The sequence below is a fragment of the Streptomyces avidinii genome, assembly GCF_045161815.1.
GTDB lineage: Bacteria > Actinomycetota > Actinomycetes > Streptomycetales > Streptomycetaceae > Streptomyces > Streptomyces avidinii.
Genome location: NZ_CP108863.1, coordinates 4,926,215 through 4,945,571 on the forward strand (window position 1 = coordinate 4,926,215; position 19,357 = coordinate 4,945,571).

Here is a 19,357-nt window from a genome sequence, read left to right on the forward strand (position 1 = left end):
AACACCAGCCTCCCTCTGCGCCGGGTCGGGTGCACCCCGGCGGGGGTGCACAAGGGGGCGCTCGAGGGGCGCCGCTCGCGGTCGAGCGGCAGGCTGGTGTTATGGCGAACACGCCCGAGGTAACTGTGGGGGCGCCTGGAGACCTCGGCTTGCGGCCGGTTTCGGTGGGCGGCAGGCGGGTCGGCAAGGCCGGATCCCTCAAGGAACTCCGAAAAATCCTGGATCGTTCCGGTGTGGATCCGGGGCACGAGATCCACTGGCTCGGCGGAGACAGCTCTGTCTGGCCGGATGTGGCGTGGGTGCGGCGAACCATTTGCTTCTTCATGGTCGTCGGCCTCCTCGCGACGGCATATCCGCTCTTCCGGATCGGAATGTCGGACAGCGGCGATGCCCTTACGTACGCCGGACGAATCGCGGGACTCACCATCCTCGCCGTGGCCATGGTGGAAGCCCTGGCCGGCCTGGCCGCCATCGACTACTGGACCAAGCGTCGGTGGCGTTACTCGGGAGTGGTCGTTCTGGTCGGAGTCGTGATCTCCCTCTTCTGTAGCGTCGCCCTGCTCCTACTGCAGATCGGCGAGCGGTTCACCGGTTACACCATGGTCGGGATAGCCCTCGGTGTCTGGTCCTCGGTGGCCCTGTGCGGACTTCTCAAATGCGGGGCGTGGAAGGGGCTCCGCGTTCCCAGGAAAATTGCGATCGGGTTGATGATTTCCACCCTCCTCGCCTCCGCCAACCTTGCGTATTCGCAGATCTATGTTCCCTTTGTGACGACGCCGCTGATCCAGAGTGGGGCCGAGTTCAAGGAGTCGAACATGGAAAGAGGGTCGCGGCGGGCGTATGTGACGGTCCATCTTTTCGTGAAGAACGCCGGCCAGGTGCCCGTCTACGTCCTCGGCAGCATTTACTGGGTCCACGGTGTGCCTGCGAGTAGCAAGTCTGACCGTCTGCCTGCGCGTACCAAGCCCGCCGCCAAGCCTGCCGCAGCTGAGTTGATTTACGATGGCGAGTTCGTCTCGCCGGTCGGCCGCGTACTCAATCCAGGGGAAGAGGTCGCCCAGGATGCGGTCATTGAGATAGAGGGTGCCGTTCCTCGCAAATATGAAGCGGTCAGGGCCCGGACCGAGGTGTACGTGATCAGGAAAGACAGAATGAAGATGACCGCGGACTACGAGCGCTCCTGGACGGCGGGGAAGACACTCAAGGAGGACTGCAAGCCGGGGGATCCGGCCAATGCGGAGTACAGATACCGGACCCCTATCTCGAACAGCAGCGAAGTCCTGAACGTGACCCGCGGCCCACAGCGCATCACCCTGTGGAGGGTGGGCGGCAAGAATCCACACGTCATTGTGGACGTGTCGCCACCGAATGAACGGATCTCCTTCGACCCCCTACACCCCATCGCGAACGAAGAAACCGCTGAACGGTACGGCCTCACGCAGGTGCGCGGCTCCACCGCGGAGACGCCCTACGCAGAGCTCCTGGAAAAGGCCAGTGCCACTGAAAAGGGTGCGACCCCGCCCCCGACCGCGACGCCGACCCCCACTCCGACCCCGACTCCGACCCCGTTCCAGCCCCCGCTCCAGCCCCGGCCCCAGGCCCGGTGACCCCCTCACACACCGGGGCGTCGGCTGCGGCAGGGCACGCATCCGGCCGGCGGGGACCACGGGAGGAATGGAGTTGATCATCTCTGCATCATTGCGGACCCGCGGCGCGCATGCGCATGCGCAGGAACAGCGCGTAGGGCGAGTCCGAGGCGAAGGTCTGGCGGTGCAGCGGCTCCGGGACCCGGGGGCCCCAGAGCCAGGCCATGTCGCAGCCGTAGCAGAACGCGGCCTCGTAGAGCGGCGGTCCGGCCGGGTCGGCGTACGCGCGGATGCCCCAGCCGGGGGCGAACCCGCACATGGTGAGGTCGGCGGCGGGGATCTTCCGTACGGCCGCGAGCATCTCCGCGACGGCGGGACCCTCCCATTGGCCCACGACGGGCCCGGTCATCGGGTCGCCGTGCCGCTCGGGACCGTCGGTGATGCGTACGACGTCGATACGGGTCGTGGCGGCGACGGCTTCGGCGGGGAGCAGCATCCGCACAGCATGGCGGCCTAGGCCGGGATGCGTTCCTGCGGGGGTGCTTCGGCGGCGGTGGTGGTGTCCGGGGCCGGGTCCGGGTCGGTGTCGAGGTCGGCCAGCATCCGGCGGGTGAAGCCGAAGAAGTAGGTGGCGACGAAGCCCGTCAGGTAGCCGACCAGCAGGCCGCCCGCGTAGATCGCGAGGGTGATGCCCGCGCTCGACCTGCCGTCGAGCAGCGGGAACAGGGCCCAGCCGGAGGGGCCGATGGCGGTGGAGCCGAAGGCGACGCCCAGTTGGTGGCAGAGGCCCACGAAGGCGCCGCCGGCCGCTCCGCCGATGCAGGCGGTGACGAAGGGGCGGCCGAGCGGCAGGGAGACGCCGTAGATCAGCGGTTCGCCGACGCCCAGGAAACCGGCCGGGAGCGCGGACTTGATGGTGGCGCGGAGCGAGCCGTTGCGCGGGAGCCGGTAGTAGACGGCGATGGCCGCCCCGACCTGGCCCGCGCCCGCCATGGCGAGGATGGGCAGCAGGACGGTGTAGCCGTCCTGCTCGATGAGGGTGGTGTGGATGGGGATCAGGGCCTGGTGCAGGCCGAGCATCACGAGGGGGAGGAAGAGGCCGCCGAGGACCAGGCCCGCGAAGGCGCCGCCGCCGGCGAGGAGCCGGTTCGCGAAGGTGCCGATGGCGGCGGAGGCCTCACCGGCGAGGTACATCAGGCCGAAGACGGTGACGAGGCCCGAGATCAGCACGGTGAGGGTGGGGGTGACGAGGACGTCCAGGGCCTCCGGCACCCACCTGCGGCACCACTTCTCCACGTACACGGCGAGGAGGGCGGCGGCGAGCGCGCCGAGGACGCCGCCCTGGCCCGGCTTGAGCTCCAGGCCGAAGGCGTCGATCTTCGCGACGCCCGGGAACACGATGATCGCGGCGACCGCACCGCCCAGGATCGGCGTACCGCCGAACTCCTTGGCCGTGTGGTAGCCGACGAAGACCGCGATCAGGGACATGAAGCCGGACGCGATGGCGGCGAGGGCGGGGACGACGGCCGGCACCCAGCCCAGATTCGTCAGCAGGCCGTTCAGCCCGGCGATGATGCCGCAGCCGATCAGGGCCGGGATCAGCGGGACGAAGATGTTCGCGATGCGGCGCAGGAACAGCTTGAAGGGGGTGGCGTTGCGGGCCTTCTGAGCCTCCTTCAGCGCCGCGCCCTGGGCGGCGAGGGCCTCTGCGGTAATCGCGCCGGAGGCTTGGGCGGCTTGGGCGGCTTGGGCGGCCGGGGCCACCGGCGCGGCCGAGCGGCCCTCCTCGACCAGTGCCTCGAACTCGGGGGTCACGCGGGCGACGGCGCCCGGGCCCAGCACGATCTGGTATGTGTCGTCCTCGACCACGCCGAGGACCGCCGGGAGGGCGCGCAGGGCCTCGTCCTGGACCAGCGAGCGGTCGCGCAGCGAGATGCGCAGGCGGGTCATGCAGTGCGCGATCGAGGTGATGTTGTCCGGGCCGCCGACCAGCGGAAGGATCGCGGCGGCGGTGGCGCGGTTCTTGTCAGTGGACATGTGGGATCGCCTTGGCTCGGGGGTCAGCGGGTGTGGGCGAGGGCGAGTTCGAGGGCGGCGCGCAGGTGGCCCTGCGAGGCGGCGAGCAGTTCGGCGGCCGTCGGGCCGTCCACCCCGCCGAGGACGACGAGTACGGCGTTCTTGACCTCGCCGCCGGTGGCGGTCAGGGCGGCCTCGATCTCCTCGTCGGGAGCGCCGGTGGCCAGTGCGACGATGCGGCGGGCGCGGGCGCGCAGCTTCTCGTTCGAGGAGCGCATGTCGACCATGAGGTTCCCGTACGTCTTGCCGAGGCGGATCATCGTGATGGTCGAGACGAGGTTGAGGACGAGCTTCTGCGCGGTGCCGGCCTTCAGGCGGGTGGATCCGGTGAGGAGTTCGGGTCCGACGACGACCTCGATGCCGTGGTCGGCGGCCGCGGCGAGGGCGGATCCGGCGTTGCAGGAGAGCCCGACGGTGAGCGCGCCGCGCATGCGGGCGAACTCGACCGCGCCGATCGCGTACGGGGTGCGGCCCGAGGCGGAGATGCCGACGACCGTGTCGTCCGGTCCGATCTCCAGCGCGATGAGGTCCTCGGCGGCCAGCTCCTCGGAGTCCTCGGCGCCCTCGACGGCCTTGACCATGGCGGTGGGGCCGCCCGCGATCAGTCCGACGACGTCGGCGGGGTCGGTGTTGAAGGTCGGCGGGCACTCGCTGGCGTCCAGGACGCCCATCCGGCCGGCCGTGCCGGCGCCCGCGTAGACGAGCCGGCCGCCGCGGGCCATCCGCTCGGCGATCGCGTCGACGGCGGCGGCGATCCGCGGGAGCTGCGCGGCGACGGCGGCGGGGACGGTGGCGTCCTCGGCGTTCATGGTGCGGGCGATGTCGAGGGTGGACAGCCGGTCGATCTCGGCGAGGTCCTGGCGGAAGGCCTCGGTGGTGAGCGTGTCCAGCTGGGCGCGGAGTTCTGCGTGGGCGGTCATGGGTGGCTCCCGGGCGGGTGGCGGGTGGCGGGTGCTGCGCGGGCCGAGCTTCGAGATCGGGGCTCCGCCCCGGACCCCGCTCCTCAAGCGCCGGAGGGGCCGGATGTGGCGGGGCCGGACCTGTGGCGGTGGGTGAGGGCCTCGTACGAGGCGGCCAGGGCGGGTGCGGCGGTGTCGTAGGTCTGCTGTGCGACGCCGACGAAGAGGCAGTCGACGACGAGCAGCTGGCTGGTCCGGCTGGACATGGCGGCCGGGCGCAGCCGGGTCTCGCGGGCGGCGGAGGTGGCCAGTACGAGGTCGGCGTGGCGGGTGACGGGGCTGTTCGGGCGGCCGGTGAGGGCGAGGGTGGTGGCGCCGCGACCGAAGGCGACGCGCAGCGGTTCGATCACGTCGCCGGTGGTGCCGGAGTGGGTGATCGCGACGGCGACGTCGCCGGGGCGCAGTTGTACGGCGCCCGTGACCGCCAGGTGGGGGTCGCTGTGCGCGTGGGCGACGAGGCCGATGCGCAGCAGCTTCTGGGCGAGGTCCTGGCCGACGAGGGCGGAGGCGCCGACGCCGTAGATGTCGATGCGGCGGGCGGTGGCGAGGGCGGTGACGGCGGCGGCGAGCTGGGTGAGGTCGAGGGCGGCGGCGGTGTCGGTGAGGGTCTGCGCCTCCTCGTGGGCGAGCTTGGCGACGACGTCCGCGAGGGGGTCGTCGACGGCTATGTCGACGGTGACGGCGGGAGCGGCGCCGGACTCCTGCCGGGCGGCGAGGGCGGCGAGCGCGAGGCGCAGGTCGCGGTAGCCGGGATAGCCGAGGAGGCGGGCGGTGCGCACGACGGTGGCCTCGCTGGTGCCGGTGTGCTCGGCGAGGGCGGAGACGGTGAGCCGGGCGCAGGTGGCGGGGTCGGCGGCGACGGCGTCGGCGACGGCCTGCACGGAACGGGGCAGGGACGGGCCGAGACCGCGGATCCGGGCCCGGAGTGCGTGGGGCGGCGGAGCCGTGGCGGTGGGGGGCGCGGGGGTGTTGGAAGTTTCCTTCGGATTCCGGCTCACCTCTGAAACTTATTTTCAGGGGTGGCTCCGGTCAATCCGCCATTGGGCCCTCGGAAAGAGGGCCTTCGTCAGGGGCCCCGAACGGGTCCACAATGGGCGCATGGACCACGCGACTCCCCTGGAACAGGCGCTGCACGTCGCCCGTGCCCTCGTTCTCGCCGATCTCGCTGCCGGCGAGGTCGCCGATGCCGATGTCGTCTCCCTCGTCGAGGACTCGGTCACGCACCGCCGGTGGTGGGTGGAGCAGTGGCCGGAGGGGGTCGACTACCTTGCCGGACTCGTCGCCCAGGATGTGAAGGACGCACTGCTGGAGAAGTACGGACGCTGGCCGCTGTGCCCGGTCTGCAACCACGGAGACCCGCACGCGCTGGACGTGGAGCCGGAGCTGGGACCCGACCCGCACTGGGTCTGCTCGGAGGCGGGCGTGAAGGTGGCCGCGATCGGCGGCCTGGGCCCCGTCCTCGGCCGGCGATGAGCCGCCGGTGACCGTCTACATCGACCCGCCGACCTGGCCGGGCCACGGCCGCATGTGGTCGCACCTGGTCAGCGACGTCTCGTACGAGGAGCTGCACGCCTTCGCGGCGGGCATCGGGTGTCCGCCGCGGGCCTTCGAGCGGGACCACTACGACGTGCCGTCCTACCGGTACGCGGACGCGGTCGACGCCGGGGCGGTGGAGATCGGCAGCAAGGAACTCGTCCGCCGCCTCACCGCGGCGGGACTGCGCCGCCCGAAGGGCCGGCCGGCCGCCTGAAGTCCGTCCCTCAGGTGCTCGGGGCCGGGGCCGGGGCCGGGGCCGGGGCCGGGGCGGGCGTCGACGGCGACGGCTTCGGTGCGGAGGGCTCGGGGACGGTGTTGGGCTGGGCCGGCTGCGGGAGCTCCCAGACGTGCTCCGGCGTCACGATCTTGGTGACGGTGTTGGCGATGAGGGAACTCAGGCTGCCGAACTTTCCGTCGATGTCGGAGTTCACCACGATCACCAGGGTGGCGCGGGCCTGTGGGAGCCGGACGGCGATGGTCTCGTAGCCGGGCAGTTCGCCGTTGTGGCCGATCCAGCCGTCGAGCTCGGCGATGCCGAGCCCGTAGCCCACGTCGGGGTGCCCGGTGGGCAGCATGCGCAGCCGCTGGGCCTGGGTGCCCTGCTCCAGCAGGCGGCCGCCGTCGGGCAGCCGCCCGGTGACCAGGGTCGGGACCCAGGAGCGCAGGTCGTCCATGGTGGAGATCATCGCGCCGGCCGCCCAGCCCCAGGACGGGTTCCAGGTGGAGGCGTCGACGGTCGCGCCGTCCGGGGTGAAGTTCGTGTAGCCGTGCACGTAGGGGGACGCGATCTCCGCGCCGGTCGGCAGCGAGGTCGCCTCCAGTCCGGCCGGTTCGAAGACGTGCTGCTTCAGGTAGGTGTGCAGGGGCTGCCCGCTGATCTTCTCGACGAGCAGGCCGAGCACGACGGTGTTGGTGTTGGAGTACTCCCAGCGCGCGCCCGGCGGGAAGACGGCGGGGTGCGCGAAGGCGATGTCCAGCAGCTCCTGCGGGGTCCAGGCGCGGTGCGGGTCGGCCTTGAAGGTGGCCGTCCAGCGCGGGTCCTCCGTGTAGTTGTAGAGGCCGCTGCGCATGTCGGCGAGCTGCCGGACGGTGATCCTGTCGCCGCCGGGCACGCCGTCGAGGTACGTCGAGATCGGCGCGTCGAGCCGTACCTTCCCGTCGTCGACGAGCTGGAGGGCGGCGGTGATGGCGAAGGTCTTGGTGACGCTGCCGATGCGGGTGTGCATGTCGGTCTTGATGGGGGTGCCGGTGGCCTTGTCGGCGGTGCCGAAGGCGCGCACGTAGGAGTCGTTGCCGTCGATCCACAGGCCGACGCCCACACCGGGGACGGCGGCCTTGCGCATGGCCGCCGTGATCGCGTCGTCGAGCTGCTCGGCGATGACGGGGTCGATGTCGACCCGGCCCGGCGGGGTGGCCGCGGGGGCCTGGCCCGCGCACAGCGCGGTCAGCAGCAGGGAGGCGGCTGCGAGGACGGTGGGCGTGCGGTACCGGCCCATGGCGGATCCCCTCTGACGCACGTCCCCGAGCGGTGCCCTGTCCCCGAGCGGACCATCCCATCGTAGGAAGCCGGGTCAGGGGCGGCGACCGGGGACCGCGGTGCGGCCGGGACCGCGGTCAGGCGCGGGCGGGCTCCTCGGCGGGGGTCGCGGCGGCGCCGCCCGTGGCGACCACGCGGGTCGTGCGCGGCCGCGTACGGCGGTCCAGGCGCAGGGCGAGCACGGTGAGGGCGATCGCGGTGACCGTCATGGCGGCGCCCGCCCAGGCGGTGGCGGCGAAGCCCAGGTCGGCGTCGATGACGGTGCCGCCGAGCCAGGGGCCACCGGTGTTGCCGAGGTTGAAGGCGGCCGTGGTGGTGGCACCGGCCAGGGTCGGGGCGGCGCCGGCCACGTTGAACATGCGGGCGTTGAGCGCCGGGGCGGTGAAGAAGGCCGAGAAGCCGAGCAGGAAGGCGAGGGCCACCGCCGCGGCGGCCGTGGAGGCCAGCAGGGCGAGCGCGCCGAGGAAGACGGTGGAGGCGGTGATGCCCCAGATCATCACGCCGAACAGGTGCGCGTCGGCGACCCGGCCGCCGACGGTGGTGCCGGCCAGCGCGCCGATGCCGAAGAGGCCCAGGATCCACGGGACCCACTGCGAGTCCAGCCCGGCCACGTCCGTGAGCAGCGGTGAGAGGTAGCTGAAGGCGCAGAAGACGCCGCCCGCGGCCAGCGCCGTGATGCCGATGGAGAGCCACACCTGGCGGTCGCGGTAGATGCGCAGCTCGCGCGCGAGCGAGGGCTTCTCGGCGGGCAGCGGGATCTTCGGGATCAGCGCCAGGATGCCGAAGAGGGCGATCGCGGAGGCCGCGCCGACCGACCAGAAGGCGGAGCGCCAGCCCAGGTGCTCGCCGAGGAAGGCGCCGGCGGGGACGCCGAGGACGTTCGCGATGGACAGGCCGCCGATCATGACGGCCATCGCACGGGCCCGCTGGTCCTTGTCGACCATGGCGATGGCGACGGCCGCGCCGACGGCCCAGAAACCGGCGCAGGCGAGCGCGGAGACCACGCGGGAGGCGAAGAGGAGCTCGTACGAGGGGGCCAGCGCGCCCGCGACCTGCCCGAGGCCGAAGAGGCTGATCAGGGAGACGAGAGTGGTGCGGCGGGGGAGCCGCAGTGTGGCGACGGCCAGCAGCGGTGCCCCGACGACCATGCCGATCGCGAAGGCGGATATGAGCAGGCCCGCCTGCGGGATGGTGACGCCCATGTCCTCGGCGATGGGTGGCAGCAGCCCGGAGAGCATGAATTCGCTGGTGCCGAGCGCGAAGACGGACAGGCCGAGGACATACACGGCGACGGGCATGCGGGGGCGTGCGGCTGCTGCGGGCATGCCTGTCACCAACCAGCGCGAACGCGATCAAATTCCCCGGTCGGTGAGCGCGGCGAGTTCCGCGGCGAGGTTGGCCCGGGCCGGGGCCTCCCAGTGCGTGGCTCCGTAGGGCGTGCGGAAGAGCCGCGGCAGGTCGAGGAGCTGGCGCAGGACGGCGGCGCGGCCGGTGCGGAAGGCGTCGTCGGGGACGAAGCCGTACTCGGCGCGGACGGCGGCCGCGTACGCGGCGTAGGCGTCGGGTGATCCGGCCAGGACGGCCAGGTCGGCGTCGCAGAGGGCCTCGCCGTCGGTGTCGCCGGGGGCGGGGTCGTGGGTGACGGTGAGCCGGACCAGCCGGGCCACCTCGGCGGTGCGCGCGGGGTCGATGCCGAGCTCGGGCAGGGCGCGCTCGGCGAGGGCGGCGCTGCGCTCCTCGTTCTCGGAGCGGTCCGGGCGGTAGACGGCGTCGTGGAACCAGGCGGCGAGCCGCACGGCGGCCGGATCGGCGGCGTGCGGGGCCAGTACGTCGATCCGCGCGAGGACATCGGCCAGGTGCGCGGTGGTGTGGTACCGGCGCTGCGGTTCCGCCCAGGCGGCGAGGAGGCGGTCGGCGTAGGGGGCGGGGTCGCGGTCGGCGGGGGCGCCGGCGGCGGTGACGGTCGCGTGCCAGCGGGCCCGGAGATCGGCGGTGTCGCTGCGCGGGGTGCCTGTGTCCATGGGCACATTGTGGGGTGGCGTGATTGTGCTGGTGAAGGGCGGGGGGAGCCCCGTACCCTGAATATTGGACTAGACCTATTTATCTGGTTTCCCCGGTTTTCCGAGCTGCTTTCCGAAGGATGGGATCGAATGAGCAACCGTGCGCTCCTGGAGGTGATCGCCCTCGACGTGGAGGATGCGGTCGCGGCCCAGGCCGGTGGGGCGGACCGACTCGAACTGGTCACCGACATGGCCGCCGACGGGCTCACCCCGCCGCGCGAGACCTTCGCGGCGATCAGGGCGGCCGTCGGGATCCCGCTGCGCGTGATGCTCCGCAGGACCGACGGTTTCGCGGCCGGTGACGTGTCCGACCTGGTCCGGGCGGCGCGGGAGCTGCGCGCGGAGGGTGCGCAGGAGTTCGTCCTCGGCTTCCTGCACGCCGACGGCACCCCCGACCTGGCCGCCGTCGAGGCGGTCGTCGCGGAGCTGGACGGCTGCCCCTGGACCTTCCACCGGGCGATCGACCGCGCGGCGGACCGGGACCAGCTGCGCAAGACGCTGGCCGATGTGCCCGGGCTGGACACGTACCTGACGGCGGGCTCGCCGACGGGTGTGGAGGCGGGGCTGCCGGTGCTGCTCGCGGAGGCGGCGCGCGGGGGCGAGCCGGGGTACGGGGCGCGGATCCTCGTGGGCGGCGGCCTGACGCTGGCGCACCTGCCGGTGCTGCGGGCGGGCGGGATCGACGCGTTCCACATCGGCGGTGCGGCCCGTCCCTCCGGGTGGGACCGGCCCGTCTCGGCGGCGGCCGTCGCGGAATGGCGCGCCGCCCTGTCCTGACCGGAGGCTCCGCCCCCGAAACACACCGGGTCCCCGCCCCGAACCCCGCGCCTCGAAGGCCGGCCCGCACCAGCCCCGCCGGCGTTTGAGGCGCGGGGTCTGGGGCGGAGCCCCAGGAGCGGACCCGCAGGTCAGGACAGGGCGGTCGGCAGCGGGGCCGAGTGGAGGGCCGTCAGGCCCGAGACCGCGCGGGTGAGGCAGACGTACAGCCGGCGCAGGCCCGTCCGTTCGTCCGGCTCGCCGTCCACGATCGCCGCGGGCTCGTCCAGGACCACGTAGTCGTACTCCAGACCCTTCGCCAGCGACGCCGGCACCAGCGTCAGCCGGGACTGCGCGGTCGTCTCCTCGCCGGGGGACAGGTACGGCAGCCCCGCCGCCAGCAGAGCCTCGGCCAGTACCGGGATCCGCGCGTCCGCCGTGATCAGGCCGATCGAGCCCTCGTACGCCAAGGAGTCACGGCACGCGGCGACCACTGCCGCGTCGAGGTCCGCGACCGCCGCGATCCGCAGCGACCCCGGGGTCTCGCGGACCGAGGAGACCGGGGCCAGGCCCGGGGAGATCGACGGGAGCAGCCGGGAGGCGTAGGCGATCACCTCGCGCGGCACGCGGAAGCCCGCCGTCAGCTCCTCCAGGACCGCCTGCGGCTTGCCCAGGTGCGTGAGTGCCTCGTCCCAGCTGCGCGTGGCCCACGGGGTGGTGCCCTGCGCGAGGTCGCCGAGGACCGTCGCCGAGCCCGTGGTGCAGCGCCGCCCGACCGCCCGGTACTGCATCGGCGACAGGTCCTGGGCTTCGTCGAGCACCACGTGACCCAGCGAATGCGTCCGCTCCACCAGGTCGGCCACCTCGTCGATCAGGACCAGGTCGGCTGCCGACCACTTCGCCGCCTTCACGCTGCGGAACGGCTTCGGCCACAGCAGCAGCTTCTGCTCGTCCTCGGTGAGGACGTCCGCCGCGTGCAGAGCGAGGAACTCGGGGTCGGACAGCAGGCGCAGGACCAGCTTCGCCGGTTCGACGGGCGGCCAGATCTCCTTCACCGCCGCCTTCACGGCCGCGTTGCGGGCCACCGCGTCCTGCACCCGGTCGTCCGGAGCCTCGCCCGCCTGTTCCATCCGTACGAGCACCGCGTGCGCGATGCGCTGCGGCAGTGCCTCGCGGGCGGCGCCGTAGCGGATGTCGCGCTGCTGGAGTTCCGCGACCATCTCCTCCAGCTCGTACGCGGGCACCCGCCAGCGGCGCGAGCCGCGGACCACCATCAGCGGCTCCGTGGGGCGGCCGACGTGCGCGCGGACCGCACGGCTCAGCACCTCCGCCATCCGGGCGTCGCCCTTGACCACGGCGGTTTCGGCCGCGTCCGTGCCGCGTACCTCCAGGCCGGGGCGGGCGACCAGGTCGTCGACGGTGGCCTGCTTGACCTCCAGCTCGCCCAGGGCGGGCAGGACCTGCTCGATGTAGTGGAGGAAGGAACGGTTCGGCCCGATGACGAGGGTGCCGGTGCGGGCGAGGCGGTCGCGGTGCGCGTAGAGCAGGTACGCGACCCGGTGCAGGCCGACCGCGGTCTTTCCGGTGCCGGGGCCGCCCTGCACGCAGACGGAGCCGGACAGCCCGGAGCGGACGATCTCGTCCTGCTCGGGCTGGATCGTCGCGACGATGTCCCGCATCGGGCCGACGCGCGGGCGCTCGATCTCCTGCTGGAGCAGCTTGCTGACCGCGGCCGCCTCGGCGGGGTCGGACAGGTGCTCGTCCTCGTACGCGGTCAGCTCGCCGCCGGTGTACCCGAAGCGGCGGCGCAGGGAGATGTCCTGCGGGTCCTTCTTGGAGGCTCGGTAGAAGGGCTGGGAGACGGGCGCGCGCCAGTCGATGACCATGGGGTCGCCGCCGGCGTCGTGGACGTGGCGGCGGCCGATGTAGAACTGCTCTCCCTCCGCGCCCTCGGCGAGCTCGGAGCCGGGTGCGTGCAGGTAGTTCAGGCGGCCGAAGAAGAGCGGAGTGTGGGCGAGGTCGGCGAGGGCCTTGATGCGGTCGTCGATCTGGGCCTGGAGGACGATCGCGTTGACCCAGTTCGCGGTGACGTCGCGGATGTCGAGGGCCTCGACGTCCTCGCGCATGGCGCGCAGTGCGGAACGCGAGGCGGTGAGGTGGGCGCGTTCGCGGCCCAGCGGGTCGTCGTGCGTGGTCTCGGGGGCGTGCGCGGGCACGGAACTGCCTCCAGCTGCTGGGTGCGGAACAGATGGCCCGCCGGTTTCCGGCCGGAGGGCGGCTCTCCCCGATGAGGCGGCGGGAGGCGGCAAGAGCGGAGATTCTAGCCACCGGTGCGGTGCGGCGCGAATGGATTAACGCGTGGCGGCGGGGCGGCGGCAGGGACGGCGGCAGGGCGGTGGCAGGGGCGTCAGGGAGGAGCATCGAGGGGCGCCGGGTGGTCCGGAGCGGGCGTCATACCGGGGAGTGTCAGACCTCGGTAGCTCCCCTAGGGGTGCGCATGCGACGGGAGGAGGACCCGGGGACCCGTGAGGTTCCCTCCCGGGAGCGATGTGCGGGGCGGCGCGAAAACGCACCATGGATCCATGAGCACCGCAACCTTCACCCCGATCCAGGGCCGCCGCCCTAGCGGCGCCACCGACACCTCCGATTCCCGTCCGCGCCAGGGCCTCGGCGGCATGCTGCGCGCCGTCAGGATCTTCGCGGCGACCGCCGTCAGCGTCGTCGTCCTCGGCGAATACGCCGAGGACGCGGGCGTCATACGTCACTGACCTGCACCCCGCCCGCGCAGGCCCGGGCAGGCCCCGCGCAGGGCCGCGCAGCGCGTCCACCTGATCCACTAGGGTCACGCGGGTGACCCGGAGCCCCGTTCCCAGCCGCTCGCCGTCGCCTCTCGCCGATGTGCTGCTGACCGGCTCGCTGCTGGTGCTGGGCGTGCTCTGCATCGCCCTGCGCATTCCGGTGGCCGACGCGTTCGTCGAGGGTTTCTCCGCCGCCGAGTGGGGGCCGCCCGCCACGTATCCGCCGTTCGCGGCGATCCTGTTCACGCCGGCCGCGTGGCTGCCGGCCGGCGCGCTGAAGGCCTTCCTCGTCCTCGGCAACGCCGGTCTGCTCGCGCTCCTGGTCACGCTGTCCTGCCGCCTCGCGGGACTGCGGTCCCGGCCCGGGCCCGTGCTGGCCGCGACCATCGTGGGGCTGTGGCTGCAACCGCTGTTCCAGGCCCCGCTGCCCGGCCAGATCAACCTGGCCTTCGCCTGCCTGGTCCTGTGGGACCTCGGCCGGCCCCGCTCGGCCCTCGGCAAGGGCTTCGCGCTGGGCGTCGCCGCCGGGATCACCCTCGCCCCGGCGGCCATCGCCGCGTACCTCCTGCTGACCCGCCACGTCCGGGCCGGGCTCACGGCCCTGGCGGCCTCGGCCGCTACCGCCCTGCTCGGGCTGCTGGTCCTCCCGGAGGCCTCCGCCGCCTTCTGGACCGGGCAACTGCCCGCCGCCGCCCGGGCCCTCGTCCTGGACTGGCCGCCGCTGTGGGTGTGGTGCGCGCCCTTGCTGACCGTCCTCGCGGCCCGGGCCTGCCGGGGTCAGTCGCTGGTCAGCAGCTCGTCGGCGTCCATGATCCGGTAGGCGTACCCCTGCTCGGCGAGGAACCGCTGGCGGTGCGCCGCGAAGTCCTGGTCGATCGTGTCGCGCGCGACGACCGAGTAGAACCGCGCCTCGTGGCCGTCCGCCTTCGGCCGCAGCACGCGGCCCAGGCGCTGCGCCTCCTCCTGACGGGAGCCGAAGGTGCCCGACACCTGGATGGCGACGGTGGCCTCGGGCAGGTCGATGGAGAAGTTCGCGACCTTCGAGACGACCAGCACGCTGATCTCGCCCTCACGGAAGGCGTTGAAGAGCTTCTCGCGCTGCGCGTTGGAGGTCTCGCCCTTGATGACGGGCGCGTCCAGGTGCTCGCCCAGCTCGTCGAGCTGGTCGATGTACTGGCCGATCACCAGGGTCTGCTCACCGCGGTGCTTGGCCACGAGCGCCTCGGTGACCTTCCGCTTCGTCGCCGTCGTCGCGCAGAAGCGGTACTTCTCCTCCGTCTCGGCGGTGGCGTACGCGAGCCGCTCCGACTCCGTCAGGTTGACCCGGACCTCCACGCAGTCGGCGGGCGCGATGTAGCCCTGCGCCTCGATCTCCTTCCACGGGGCGTCGAACCGCTTCGGCCCGATGAGCGAGAAGACGTCCGACTCCCGCCCGTCCTCGCGCACCAGCGTCGCGGTCAGGCCGAGCCGGCGGCGCGCCTGGAGGTCGGCGGTGAACTTGAAGACCGGCGCGGGCAGCAGGTGCACCTCGTCGTAGACGATCAGACCCCAGTCCCGGGAGTCGAAGAGCTCCAGGTGCGGGTAGACACCCTTCCGCTTCGTCGTCAGCACCTGGTACGTGGCGATGGTGACGGGCCGGATCTCCTTGCGGGTGCCGGAGTACTCACCGATCTCGTCCTCCGTCAGCGAGGTCCGCTTCACCAGCTCGTGCTTCCACTGGCGGGCCGAGACGGTGTTCGTCACGAGGATCAGCGTCGTCGCCTTGGCCATCGCCATGGCTCCGGCGCCGACCAGCGTCTTGCCGGCGCCGCAGGGCAGCACGACCACGCCGGAGCCGCCGTGCCAGAAGCCCTCGACGGCCTGCTGCTGGTAGGGGCGCAGGGCCCAGCCGTTCTCGGCCAGGTCGATCGGGTGCGCCTCGCCGTCCACGTAACCGGCGAGGTCCTCGGCGGGCCAGCCCAGCTTGAGCAGGGTCTGCTTGATCTGCCCGCGCTCGGAGGGGTGCACGGCCACGGTGTCGGCGTCGAGCCGCGCACCGACGAGCGGGGCGACCTTCTTGGACCGCAGGATCTCCTCCAGCACCGGCCGGTCGGTGCTGGTCAGCACCAGCCCGTGGACGGGGTGCTTGCTGAGGGTGAGGCGGCCGTAGCGCGCCATCGTCTCGGCGACGTCGACGAGGAGTGCGTGCGGGACGGGGTAGCGGGAGAACTCGACGAGCGCGTCGACGACCTGCTCGGCGTCGTGCCCGGCGGCCCGGGCGTTCCAGAGGCCGAGCGGGGTGATCCGGTAGGTGTGGATGTGCTCGGGAGCCCGCTCCAGCTCGGCGAAGGGGGCGATGGCGCGCCGGGCGGCTCCGGCGAGCTCGTGGTCGACTTCGAGGAGGAGGGTTTTGTCGCTCTGGACGATGAGTGGACCATTCACGCGCGGCGCCCCGTTTCATTCAGGTCAAACCTCCAGTGTGCCGTACGGCGCGGAGGCTGGGAACACGGCGCTTCGGCGGGGCACCGGCCGGGGCACCCGGTCAGGCGCCCGGCGGGTCAGCGGCCCAGGCCGTCCAGGAGCAGGGCGAGGCCGCCGTGGAACTCGCGGTCCCGGGTGAGGGAGCGGGCGCCGAGGGCCGCCTCGGTCAGGTACGGGTACTCGTCCGCCGGGAGTTCGGCGATCGCGGCGGTGCCCGCGCCGGAGAGGGCACCGAGGTGTTCCTGCTGGATCGCGCCGATCACGTAGGCGAGCAGGGCCCGCAGGGCGATGATCCGCTGCTCGGCCCCCAGTCCGGCCTCGCCGAGCACTCCGAGGACCGTCTCCCCCCAGCGCAGCACCGCGGGGGAGCGGTGCCGGTGGGTCATGGTCAGCGGCAGCACGGCGGGGTGTGCGCCGACGGTGTCCCGCATCCGGTCGACGAGGAGAGTGACGCGGGCGCGCCAGGGTCCGGCCGTCAGGGGCGGCGGGGTGCTGTCGACGGCGCCGAGGACGAGTTCGACGACGAGGGCCTCCAGCTCCCCGCGGTCCGCGACGTACCGGTACAGGGCCATGGTGCTGATGCCGAGTTCGACGGCGACGGCGCGCATGGACAGTCCTGCGAGTCCCTCGCGGTCGATCACGGCGAGGGCGGCGGCGGCCAGTTGGTCCGGGGTGAGCGATCGGGGGCGCGGCATGGTGATTGACAGCGTACGACATACGCTTACGCTGTAGGTGTATGGCATACGCCTACCGAGGAGACCCCTGTGCAGCTCGACACCGGTGCCACCGTCCGTCCCCGCACCCTCACCGCCGTCGTGGACGGCGCACCCGTCGCCGTCCCCGACCCCGAACGGCTCGTGCACCTCCAGTTCCGCCGGTTCGCCGGCTGCCCCATCTGCCATCTGCACCTGCGCTCGGTGGTGCGGCGGCACGACGAGATAGCAGCCGCCGGGATCCGGGAGGTCGTGGTCTTCCACTCCGGCGCCGACGAACTGCGCGAGCACGTCGCCGACCTGCCCTTCGCGGTGATCGCGGACCCCCGCAAGCGGCTGTACGCGGAGTTCGGCGTCGAAACGTCCCCCCGCGCCCTGCTGGCCGCGCGCGCCTGGCGGGCCATCGCCCTCGGCACCCTCGACATCCTGCGCCGCCGGGCGAAGCCGCCGACGCTCGTCCAGGACGGCGGGCGCCTCGGCCTGCCGGCGGACTTCCTGATCGCGTCGGACGGGCGCGTCCTGGCCGCCGGGTACGGGGTGCACGCGGACGACCAGTGGCCGGTGGACAAGCTGCTGACCCTGGCGGCGGAGGCACGTACCGTCCCGGCGTGAGTCATGCTCAGCAGCCCTTCGTGCCCTTCGTACCCTTCGTGCCCTTCGTGCCCATCGACTTTGCGGCCCGTGTCAGCCGCGCCGCCGCCACCAGCGACGCTTCGGTTCGACGGACCCGGGCTCCGGGGCGGTGGTGGTGGCGGTGACCGTGACGACGGGGGCGAGGTCGCGCCGCTCCGGGGCGACGCTGAGCAGGGCGGCGCGGATACGGTCGAAGGTGGCGATCGGGTGCGGGCCCTCGCCCGGCAGTGCCACCCCGACGCAGACCAGCTTGAAGCTGTTCTCGCCGAGACCGGCGCCGATGAACACCGGCGCGCCCACACACCCCTGCGGCAGGGTTCCGAGCCAGCGGACGCCGTCCTCGTCGGTGCGCACGATCTCCCCGACCACCACGGCCTGCCCCCGCGGGCCGTCCACGTCGTCGTCGACGTGGCCCAGCAGGTAGGCGGGGACCGGCGCCCCGTCGAGGGCGGCGATGTCCTCCTCCGTCGCCGCGACACCGTCGGTGACCTCGTCCGTCGTCCAGCTCCACCCCTTGCGTGCGGCGTACGCGTACAGCGGGGTGTCGGGCATGACCGCCACGCCCAGGTCCCCGAGGTGGATCCATCCCTCCGCGAAGCCGGTCATCGCCAACTTCTCCGCGCTCATCGCGGGTGCGCACAGCTCCGGCCGAAGCGTGAACTCGGCCATGTCGTACCGCGTCCGCTCGCCCGCGGTCACCAGGTACTGCCGGACGGCCGCACCCTCGTCGGTCTCCTCGACGAGTTCGTTGAACCAGAAGGCCGTCGCGTGCTGCTCGGCCCGGTTGGCCCGCTGGAACGGCAGCGTCGCCCGGCCGGCGTGGTCCATGAGCGCGTCGATGATGGTGCTGTGGAAAGGAGGCAGGTCAGGCATGGTGCGTGAGCGTAACGGACCGCCGGGGGCGCCCCTCGCCGCGGTTGTGTCCAGTCGTTCTACGGCCGAACGGGTAGACGGCAGGGCCGATGGGGCGGGCCGGTGATGTTGCGCCGGGGTGTCGTGGGCGGGCGTCGTACGGTGGCCGTCGCTGCCAGGCGATCTCGGAACGGACCCTCATGATGCAGACAAGCTGGGACCGCACGCTCTTCAGCACCTCCTCGGCTCCCGCCACCACCATCACCCACGACACCGGCCTGCTCCTGCTCCGGCTCGTCGTCGGCCTCAGCATGGTCGGCCACGGCACGATGAAGCTCTTCGGCTGGTTCGGCGGTCCCGGCCTCACCGCGACCGGCAAGGGCTTCACGATGGCCGGCTACCCCGCCGGCGACGCCATGGCCGTCATCGCCGGGCTCTCCGAGACCCTCGGCGGCCTCGGTCTGGCCCTCGGCCTGCTCACCCCGCTCGCCGGAGCGGCCCTGACCGGCATCTTCATCAACGTCCTCGACGTCCGGGGCCTGAGCGCGTACTTCCCGCCCAAGGGCGTGGAGCTCGAAGTGGTGCTGTTCGCCGCGGTCGTCGCCCTCACCCTCACCGGCCCGGGACGCTTCGCCGTCGACCACTACCTCCCCGTGCTGCGCGAGTCCCGGCCCCGCTACTCCCTGCTCGCGCTGCTGGTGGGCGTCGTCGCGGGATTCATCGTCCTGATCATCCGGGACTGAACCGCCCCGCCGGGCCGTCTACGCACCCAGATGCGGCAGCGGCCCGGCCGGGTACGGGGTCTCCGCGGGCAGCAGGGCCCGCGCGGCCGCCTCGTCCCCGGACCCGAGCAGGCCGCGGATCTCCCGGGCCAGCCCGGTCACATCACGGATGCCGACCGTCCACTCGTCCGCGTAAGCACGCGACGCCGGACCGGACAGGCCCAGCTGGAGCGACCGGTACGGCAGCGGGTTCAGCCGAAGGTCCCGCTCCGGGTCCCACTGGACCCGGGCGGGCGCCCCGCGAAGGGCTTCCTTCCAGGCCGCCCGGTCCGCGTGCACGCCCGGCGCGTAGTGGGACAGGCAGGCGTCCCGCAGCGCCCGGTCGAAGCCCTCACGGGTGATCTCGACCGCGAGCACCGTCTCCTGGCCGGCCTTGGACCCCCAGCCGCAGCGGTACATCATCCACAGGAACGACGGCTTGATCCAGGTCATCCGCTCCCGCTTCCAGTCGGGCGGGAAGTGTCCGTCGCGGGCGGCCGGCACCCCGAGCGCCGGTGAGTAGGCCTGGTACACGGTGATGGTGGTGCCGGTGTGCGCCGCGCGGATCTGGCGGTTCGGTACGTCGTCGGACATGAGCACAGGATGGCGGTTCGGCATCCCGCCGACCAG

Annotated in this window: 20 protein-coding genes; 8 read left to right on the top strand and 12 right to left on the bottom strand. The window is 72.6% G+C overall.

What is annotated here, in order from left to right:
- The first annotated feature begins 101 nt into the window (after positions 1-101).
- Complete coding sequence (locus tag OG373_RS22135) at positions 102-1,607, top strand: hypothetical protein (protein ID WP_405439853.1); 1,506 nt, start codon at positions 102-104, stop codon at positions 1,605-1,607.
- Between the two features lie 88 nt (positions 1,608-1,695).
- Here the strand turns inward: OG373_RS22135 and OG373_RS22140 are convergent, their stop codons facing one another.
- The 4 genes from OG373_RS22140 to OG373_RS22155 form a co-directional block, all read right to left on the bottom strand.
- Entirely contained in the window at positions 1,696-2,082 is a 387-nt protein-coding gene (locus OG373_RS22140) for a hypothetical protein (RefSeq protein ID WP_405439854.1), read from the bottom strand.
- Between the two features lie 17 nt (positions 2,083-2,099).
- Positions 2,100-3,623 carry a PTS transporter subunit EIIC gene (locus OG373_RS22145; protein ID WP_405439855.1) on the bottom strand — a complete coding sequence of 508 codons (1,524 nt, stop codon included), beginning with the start codon at positions 3,621-3,623 and terminating at the stop codon, positions 2,100-2,102.
- Positions 3,624-3,646: 23 nt separating this feature from the next.
- A complete protein-coding gene (gene murQ, locus OG373_RS22150; protein ID WP_405439856.1) occupies positions 3,647-4,582 on the bottom strand; it encodes an N-acetylmuramic acid 6-phosphate etherase in 936 nt (311 codons plus the stop codon).
- An 83-nt stretch (positions 4,583-4,665) separates the two neighbouring features.
- Positions 4,666-5,619, bottom strand: a complete 954-nt coding sequence (locus OG373_RS22155; protein WP_405439857.1) for a MurR/RpiR family transcriptional regulator — start codon at positions 5,617-5,619, stop codon at positions 4,666-4,668.
- Positions 5,620-5,719: 100 nt separating this feature from the next.
- Here OG373_RS22155 and OG373_RS22160 point away from each other — a divergent pair, with 100 nt between their 5' ends.
- Complete coding sequence (locus OG373_RS22160) at positions 5,720-6,094, top strand: hypothetical protein (RefSeq protein ID WP_397736934.1); 375 nt, start codon at positions 5,720-5,722, stop codon at positions 6,092-6,094.
- A gap of 7 nt (positions 6,095-6,101) precedes the next feature.
- Positions 6,102-6,371: a DUF4031 domain-containing protein gene (locus OG373_RS22165; RefSeq protein ID WP_397736932.1), complete on the top strand. Its 270-nt coding sequence runs from the start codon at positions 6,102-6,104 to the stop codon at positions 6,369-6,371.
- A gap of 10 nt (positions 6,372-6,381) precedes the next feature.
- On the opposite strand, the gene OG373_RS22170 is transcribed toward OG373_RS22165, so the two are convergent.
- The 3 genes from OG373_RS22170 to OG373_RS22180 form a co-directional block, all read right to left on the bottom strand.
- On the bottom strand, positions 6,382-7,653 hold the full coding sequence (locus tag OG373_RS22170; RefSeq protein ID WP_405439858.1) for a serine hydrolase domain-containing protein: 1,272 nt from the start codon (positions 7,651-7,653) through the stop codon (positions 6,382-6,384).
- A 118-nt stretch (positions 7,654-7,771) separates the two neighbouring features.
- Positions 7,772-8,992 carry a Cmx/CmrA family chloramphenicol efflux MFS transporter gene (locus tag OG373_RS22175; RefSeq protein ID WP_405444152.1) on the bottom strand — a complete coding sequence of 407 codons (1,221 nt, stop codon included), beginning with the start codon at positions 8,990-8,992 and terminating at the stop codon, positions 7,772-7,774.
- A 54-nt stretch (positions 8,993-9,046) separates the two neighbouring features.
- Positions 9,047-9,715: a hypothetical protein gene (locus OG373_RS22180; RefSeq protein WP_397736928.1), complete on the bottom strand. Its 669-nt coding sequence runs from the start codon at positions 9,713-9,715 to the stop codon at positions 9,047-9,049.
- 129 nt (positions 9,716-9,844) lie between these two features.
- Here OG373_RS22180 and OG373_RS22185 point away from each other — a divergent pair, with 129 nt between their 5' ends.
- Positions 9,845-10,531 carry a copper homeostasis protein CutC gene (locus tag OG373_RS22185; RefSeq protein ID WP_405439859.1) on the top strand — a complete coding sequence of 229 codons (687 nt, stop codon included), beginning with the start codon at positions 9,845-9,847 and terminating at the stop codon, positions 10,529-10,531.
- Positions 10,532-10,662: 131 nt separating this feature from the next.
- On the opposite strand, the gene OG373_RS22190 is transcribed toward OG373_RS22185, so the two are convergent.
- On the bottom strand, positions 10,663-12,726 hold the full coding sequence (locus tag OG373_RS22190; protein ID WP_405439860.1) for a HelD family protein: 2,064 nt from the start codon (positions 12,724-12,726) through the stop codon (positions 10,663-10,665).
- A 366-nt stretch (positions 12,727-13,092) separates the two neighbouring features.
- Between OG373_RS22190 and OG373_RS22195 the strand changes: the two genes are divergently transcribed.
- Both OG373_RS22195 and OG373_RS22200 read left to right on the top strand, forming a co-directional pair.
- The gene (locus tag OG373_RS22195) at positions 13,093-13,278 is read left to right on the top strand and encodes a hypothetical protein (protein ID WP_397736922.1); all 186 of its coding nucleotides are present in this window, start codon (positions 13,093-13,095) and stop codon (positions 13,276-13,278) included.
- 82 nt (positions 13,279-13,360) lie between these two features.
- Entirely contained in the window at positions 13,361-14,128 is a 768-nt protein-coding gene (locus OG373_RS22200) for a glycosyltransferase 87 family protein (RefSeq protein WP_405439861.1), read from the top strand.
- Here the strand turns inward: OG373_RS22200 and OG373_RS22205 are convergent.
- Entirely contained in the window at positions 14,086-15,729 is a 1,644-nt protein-coding gene (locus tag OG373_RS22205; RefSeq protein ID WP_397736918.1) for a DNA repair helicase XPB, read from the bottom strand. The genes OG373_RS22200 and OG373_RS22205 overlap by 43 nt on opposite strands.
- 116 nt (positions 15,730-15,845) lie before the next feature.
- The gene (locus OG373_RS22210; RefSeq protein WP_405439862.1) at positions 15,846-16,463 is read right to left on the bottom strand and encodes a TetR/AcrR family transcriptional regulator; all 618 of its coding nucleotides are present in this window, start codon (positions 16,461-16,463) and stop codon (positions 15,846-15,848) included.
- A gap of 69 nt (positions 16,464-16,532) precedes the next feature.
- On the opposite strand from OG373_RS22210, the gene OG373_RS22215 reads away from it, so the two are divergent.
- Positions 16,533-17,093 (top strand): peroxiredoxin-like family protein, encoded by a 561-nt coding sequence (locus OG373_RS22215; protein ID WP_405439863.1) that lies wholly within the window; start codon positions 16,533-16,535, stop codon positions 17,091-17,093.
- A gap of 72 nt (positions 17,094-17,165) precedes the next feature.
- On the opposite strand, the gene OG373_RS22220 is transcribed toward OG373_RS22215, so the two are convergent.
- Positions 17,166-17,987: a hypothetical protein gene (locus OG373_RS22220; RefSeq protein WP_405439864.1), complete on the bottom strand. Its 822-nt coding sequence runs from the start codon at positions 17,985-17,987 to the stop codon at positions 17,166-17,168.
- A gap of 179 nt (positions 17,988-18,166) precedes the next feature.
- On the opposite strand from OG373_RS22220, the gene OG373_RS22225 reads away from it, so the two are divergent.
- Entirely contained in the window at positions 18,167-18,709 is a 543-nt protein-coding gene (locus tag OG373_RS22225; RefSeq protein WP_397736912.1) for a DoxX family protein, read from the top strand.
- 18 nt (positions 18,710-18,727) lie between these two features.
- Here the strand turns inward: OG373_RS22225 and OG373_RS22230 are convergent, their stop codons facing one another.
- Positions 18,728-19,321, bottom strand: coding sequence for a DUF4291 domain-containing protein (locus OG373_RS22230; RefSeq protein ID WP_405439865.1), 594 nt, complete (start codon positions 19,319-19,321; stop codon positions 18,728-18,730).
- Positions 19,322-19,357 lie beyond the last annotated feature (36 nt).

Coding starts and splice junctions, on each gene's coding strand:
- OG373_RS22135 (WP_405439853.1), top strand. CDS start 102: ATGGCGAACACGCCCGAGGTAACTGTGGGGGCGCCTGGAGACCTCGGC.
- OG373_RS22140 (WP_405439854.1), bottom strand. CDS start 2,082: ATGCTGCTCCCCGCCGAAGCCGTCGCCGCCACGACCCGTATCGACGTC.
- OG373_RS22145 (WP_405439855.1), bottom strand. CDS start 3,623: ATGTCCACTGACAAGAACCGCGCCACCGCCGCCGCGATCCTTCCGCTG.
- murQ (WP_405439856.1), bottom strand. CDS start 4,582: ATGACCGCCCACGCAGAACTCCGCGCCCAGCTGGACACGCTCACCACC.
- OG373_RS22160 (WP_397736934.1), top strand. CDS start 5,720: ATGGACCACGCGACTCCCCTGGAACAGGCGCTGCACGTCGCCCGTGCC.
- OG373_RS22170 (WP_405439858.1), bottom strand. CDS start 7,653: ATGGGCCGGTACCGCACGCCCACCGTCCTCGCAGCCGCCTCCCTGCTG.
- OG373_RS22175 (WP_405444152.1), bottom strand. CDS start 8,992: ATGCCCGTCGCCGTGTATGTCCTCGGCCTGTCCGTCTTCGCGCTCGGC.
- OG373_RS22180 (WP_397736928.1), bottom strand. CDS start 9,715: ATGGACACAGGCACCCCGCGCAGCGACACCGCCGATCTCCGGGCCCGC.
- OG373_RS22185 (WP_405439859.1), top strand. CDS start 9,845: ATGAGCAACCGTGCGCTCCTGGAGGTGATCGCCCTCGACGTGGAGGAT.
- OG373_RS22195 (WP_397736922.1), top strand. CDS start 13,093: ATGAGCACCGCAACCTTCACCCCGATCCAGGGCCGCCGCCCTAGCGGC.
- OG373_RS22210 (WP_405439862.1), bottom strand. CDS start 16,463: ATGCCGCGCCCCCGATCGCTCACCCCGGACCAACTGGCCGCCGCCGCC.
- OG373_RS22220 (WP_405439864.1), bottom strand. CDS start 17,987: ATGCCTGACCTGCCTCCTTTCCACAGCACCATCATCGACGCGCTCATG.
- OG373_RS22225 (WP_397736912.1), top strand. CDS start 18,167: ATGATGCAGACAAGCTGGGACCGCACGCTCTTCAGCACCTCCTCGGCT.
- OG373_RS22230 (WP_405439865.1), bottom strand. CDS start 19,321: ATGTCCGACGACGTACCGAACCGCCAGATCCGCGCGGCGCACACCGGC.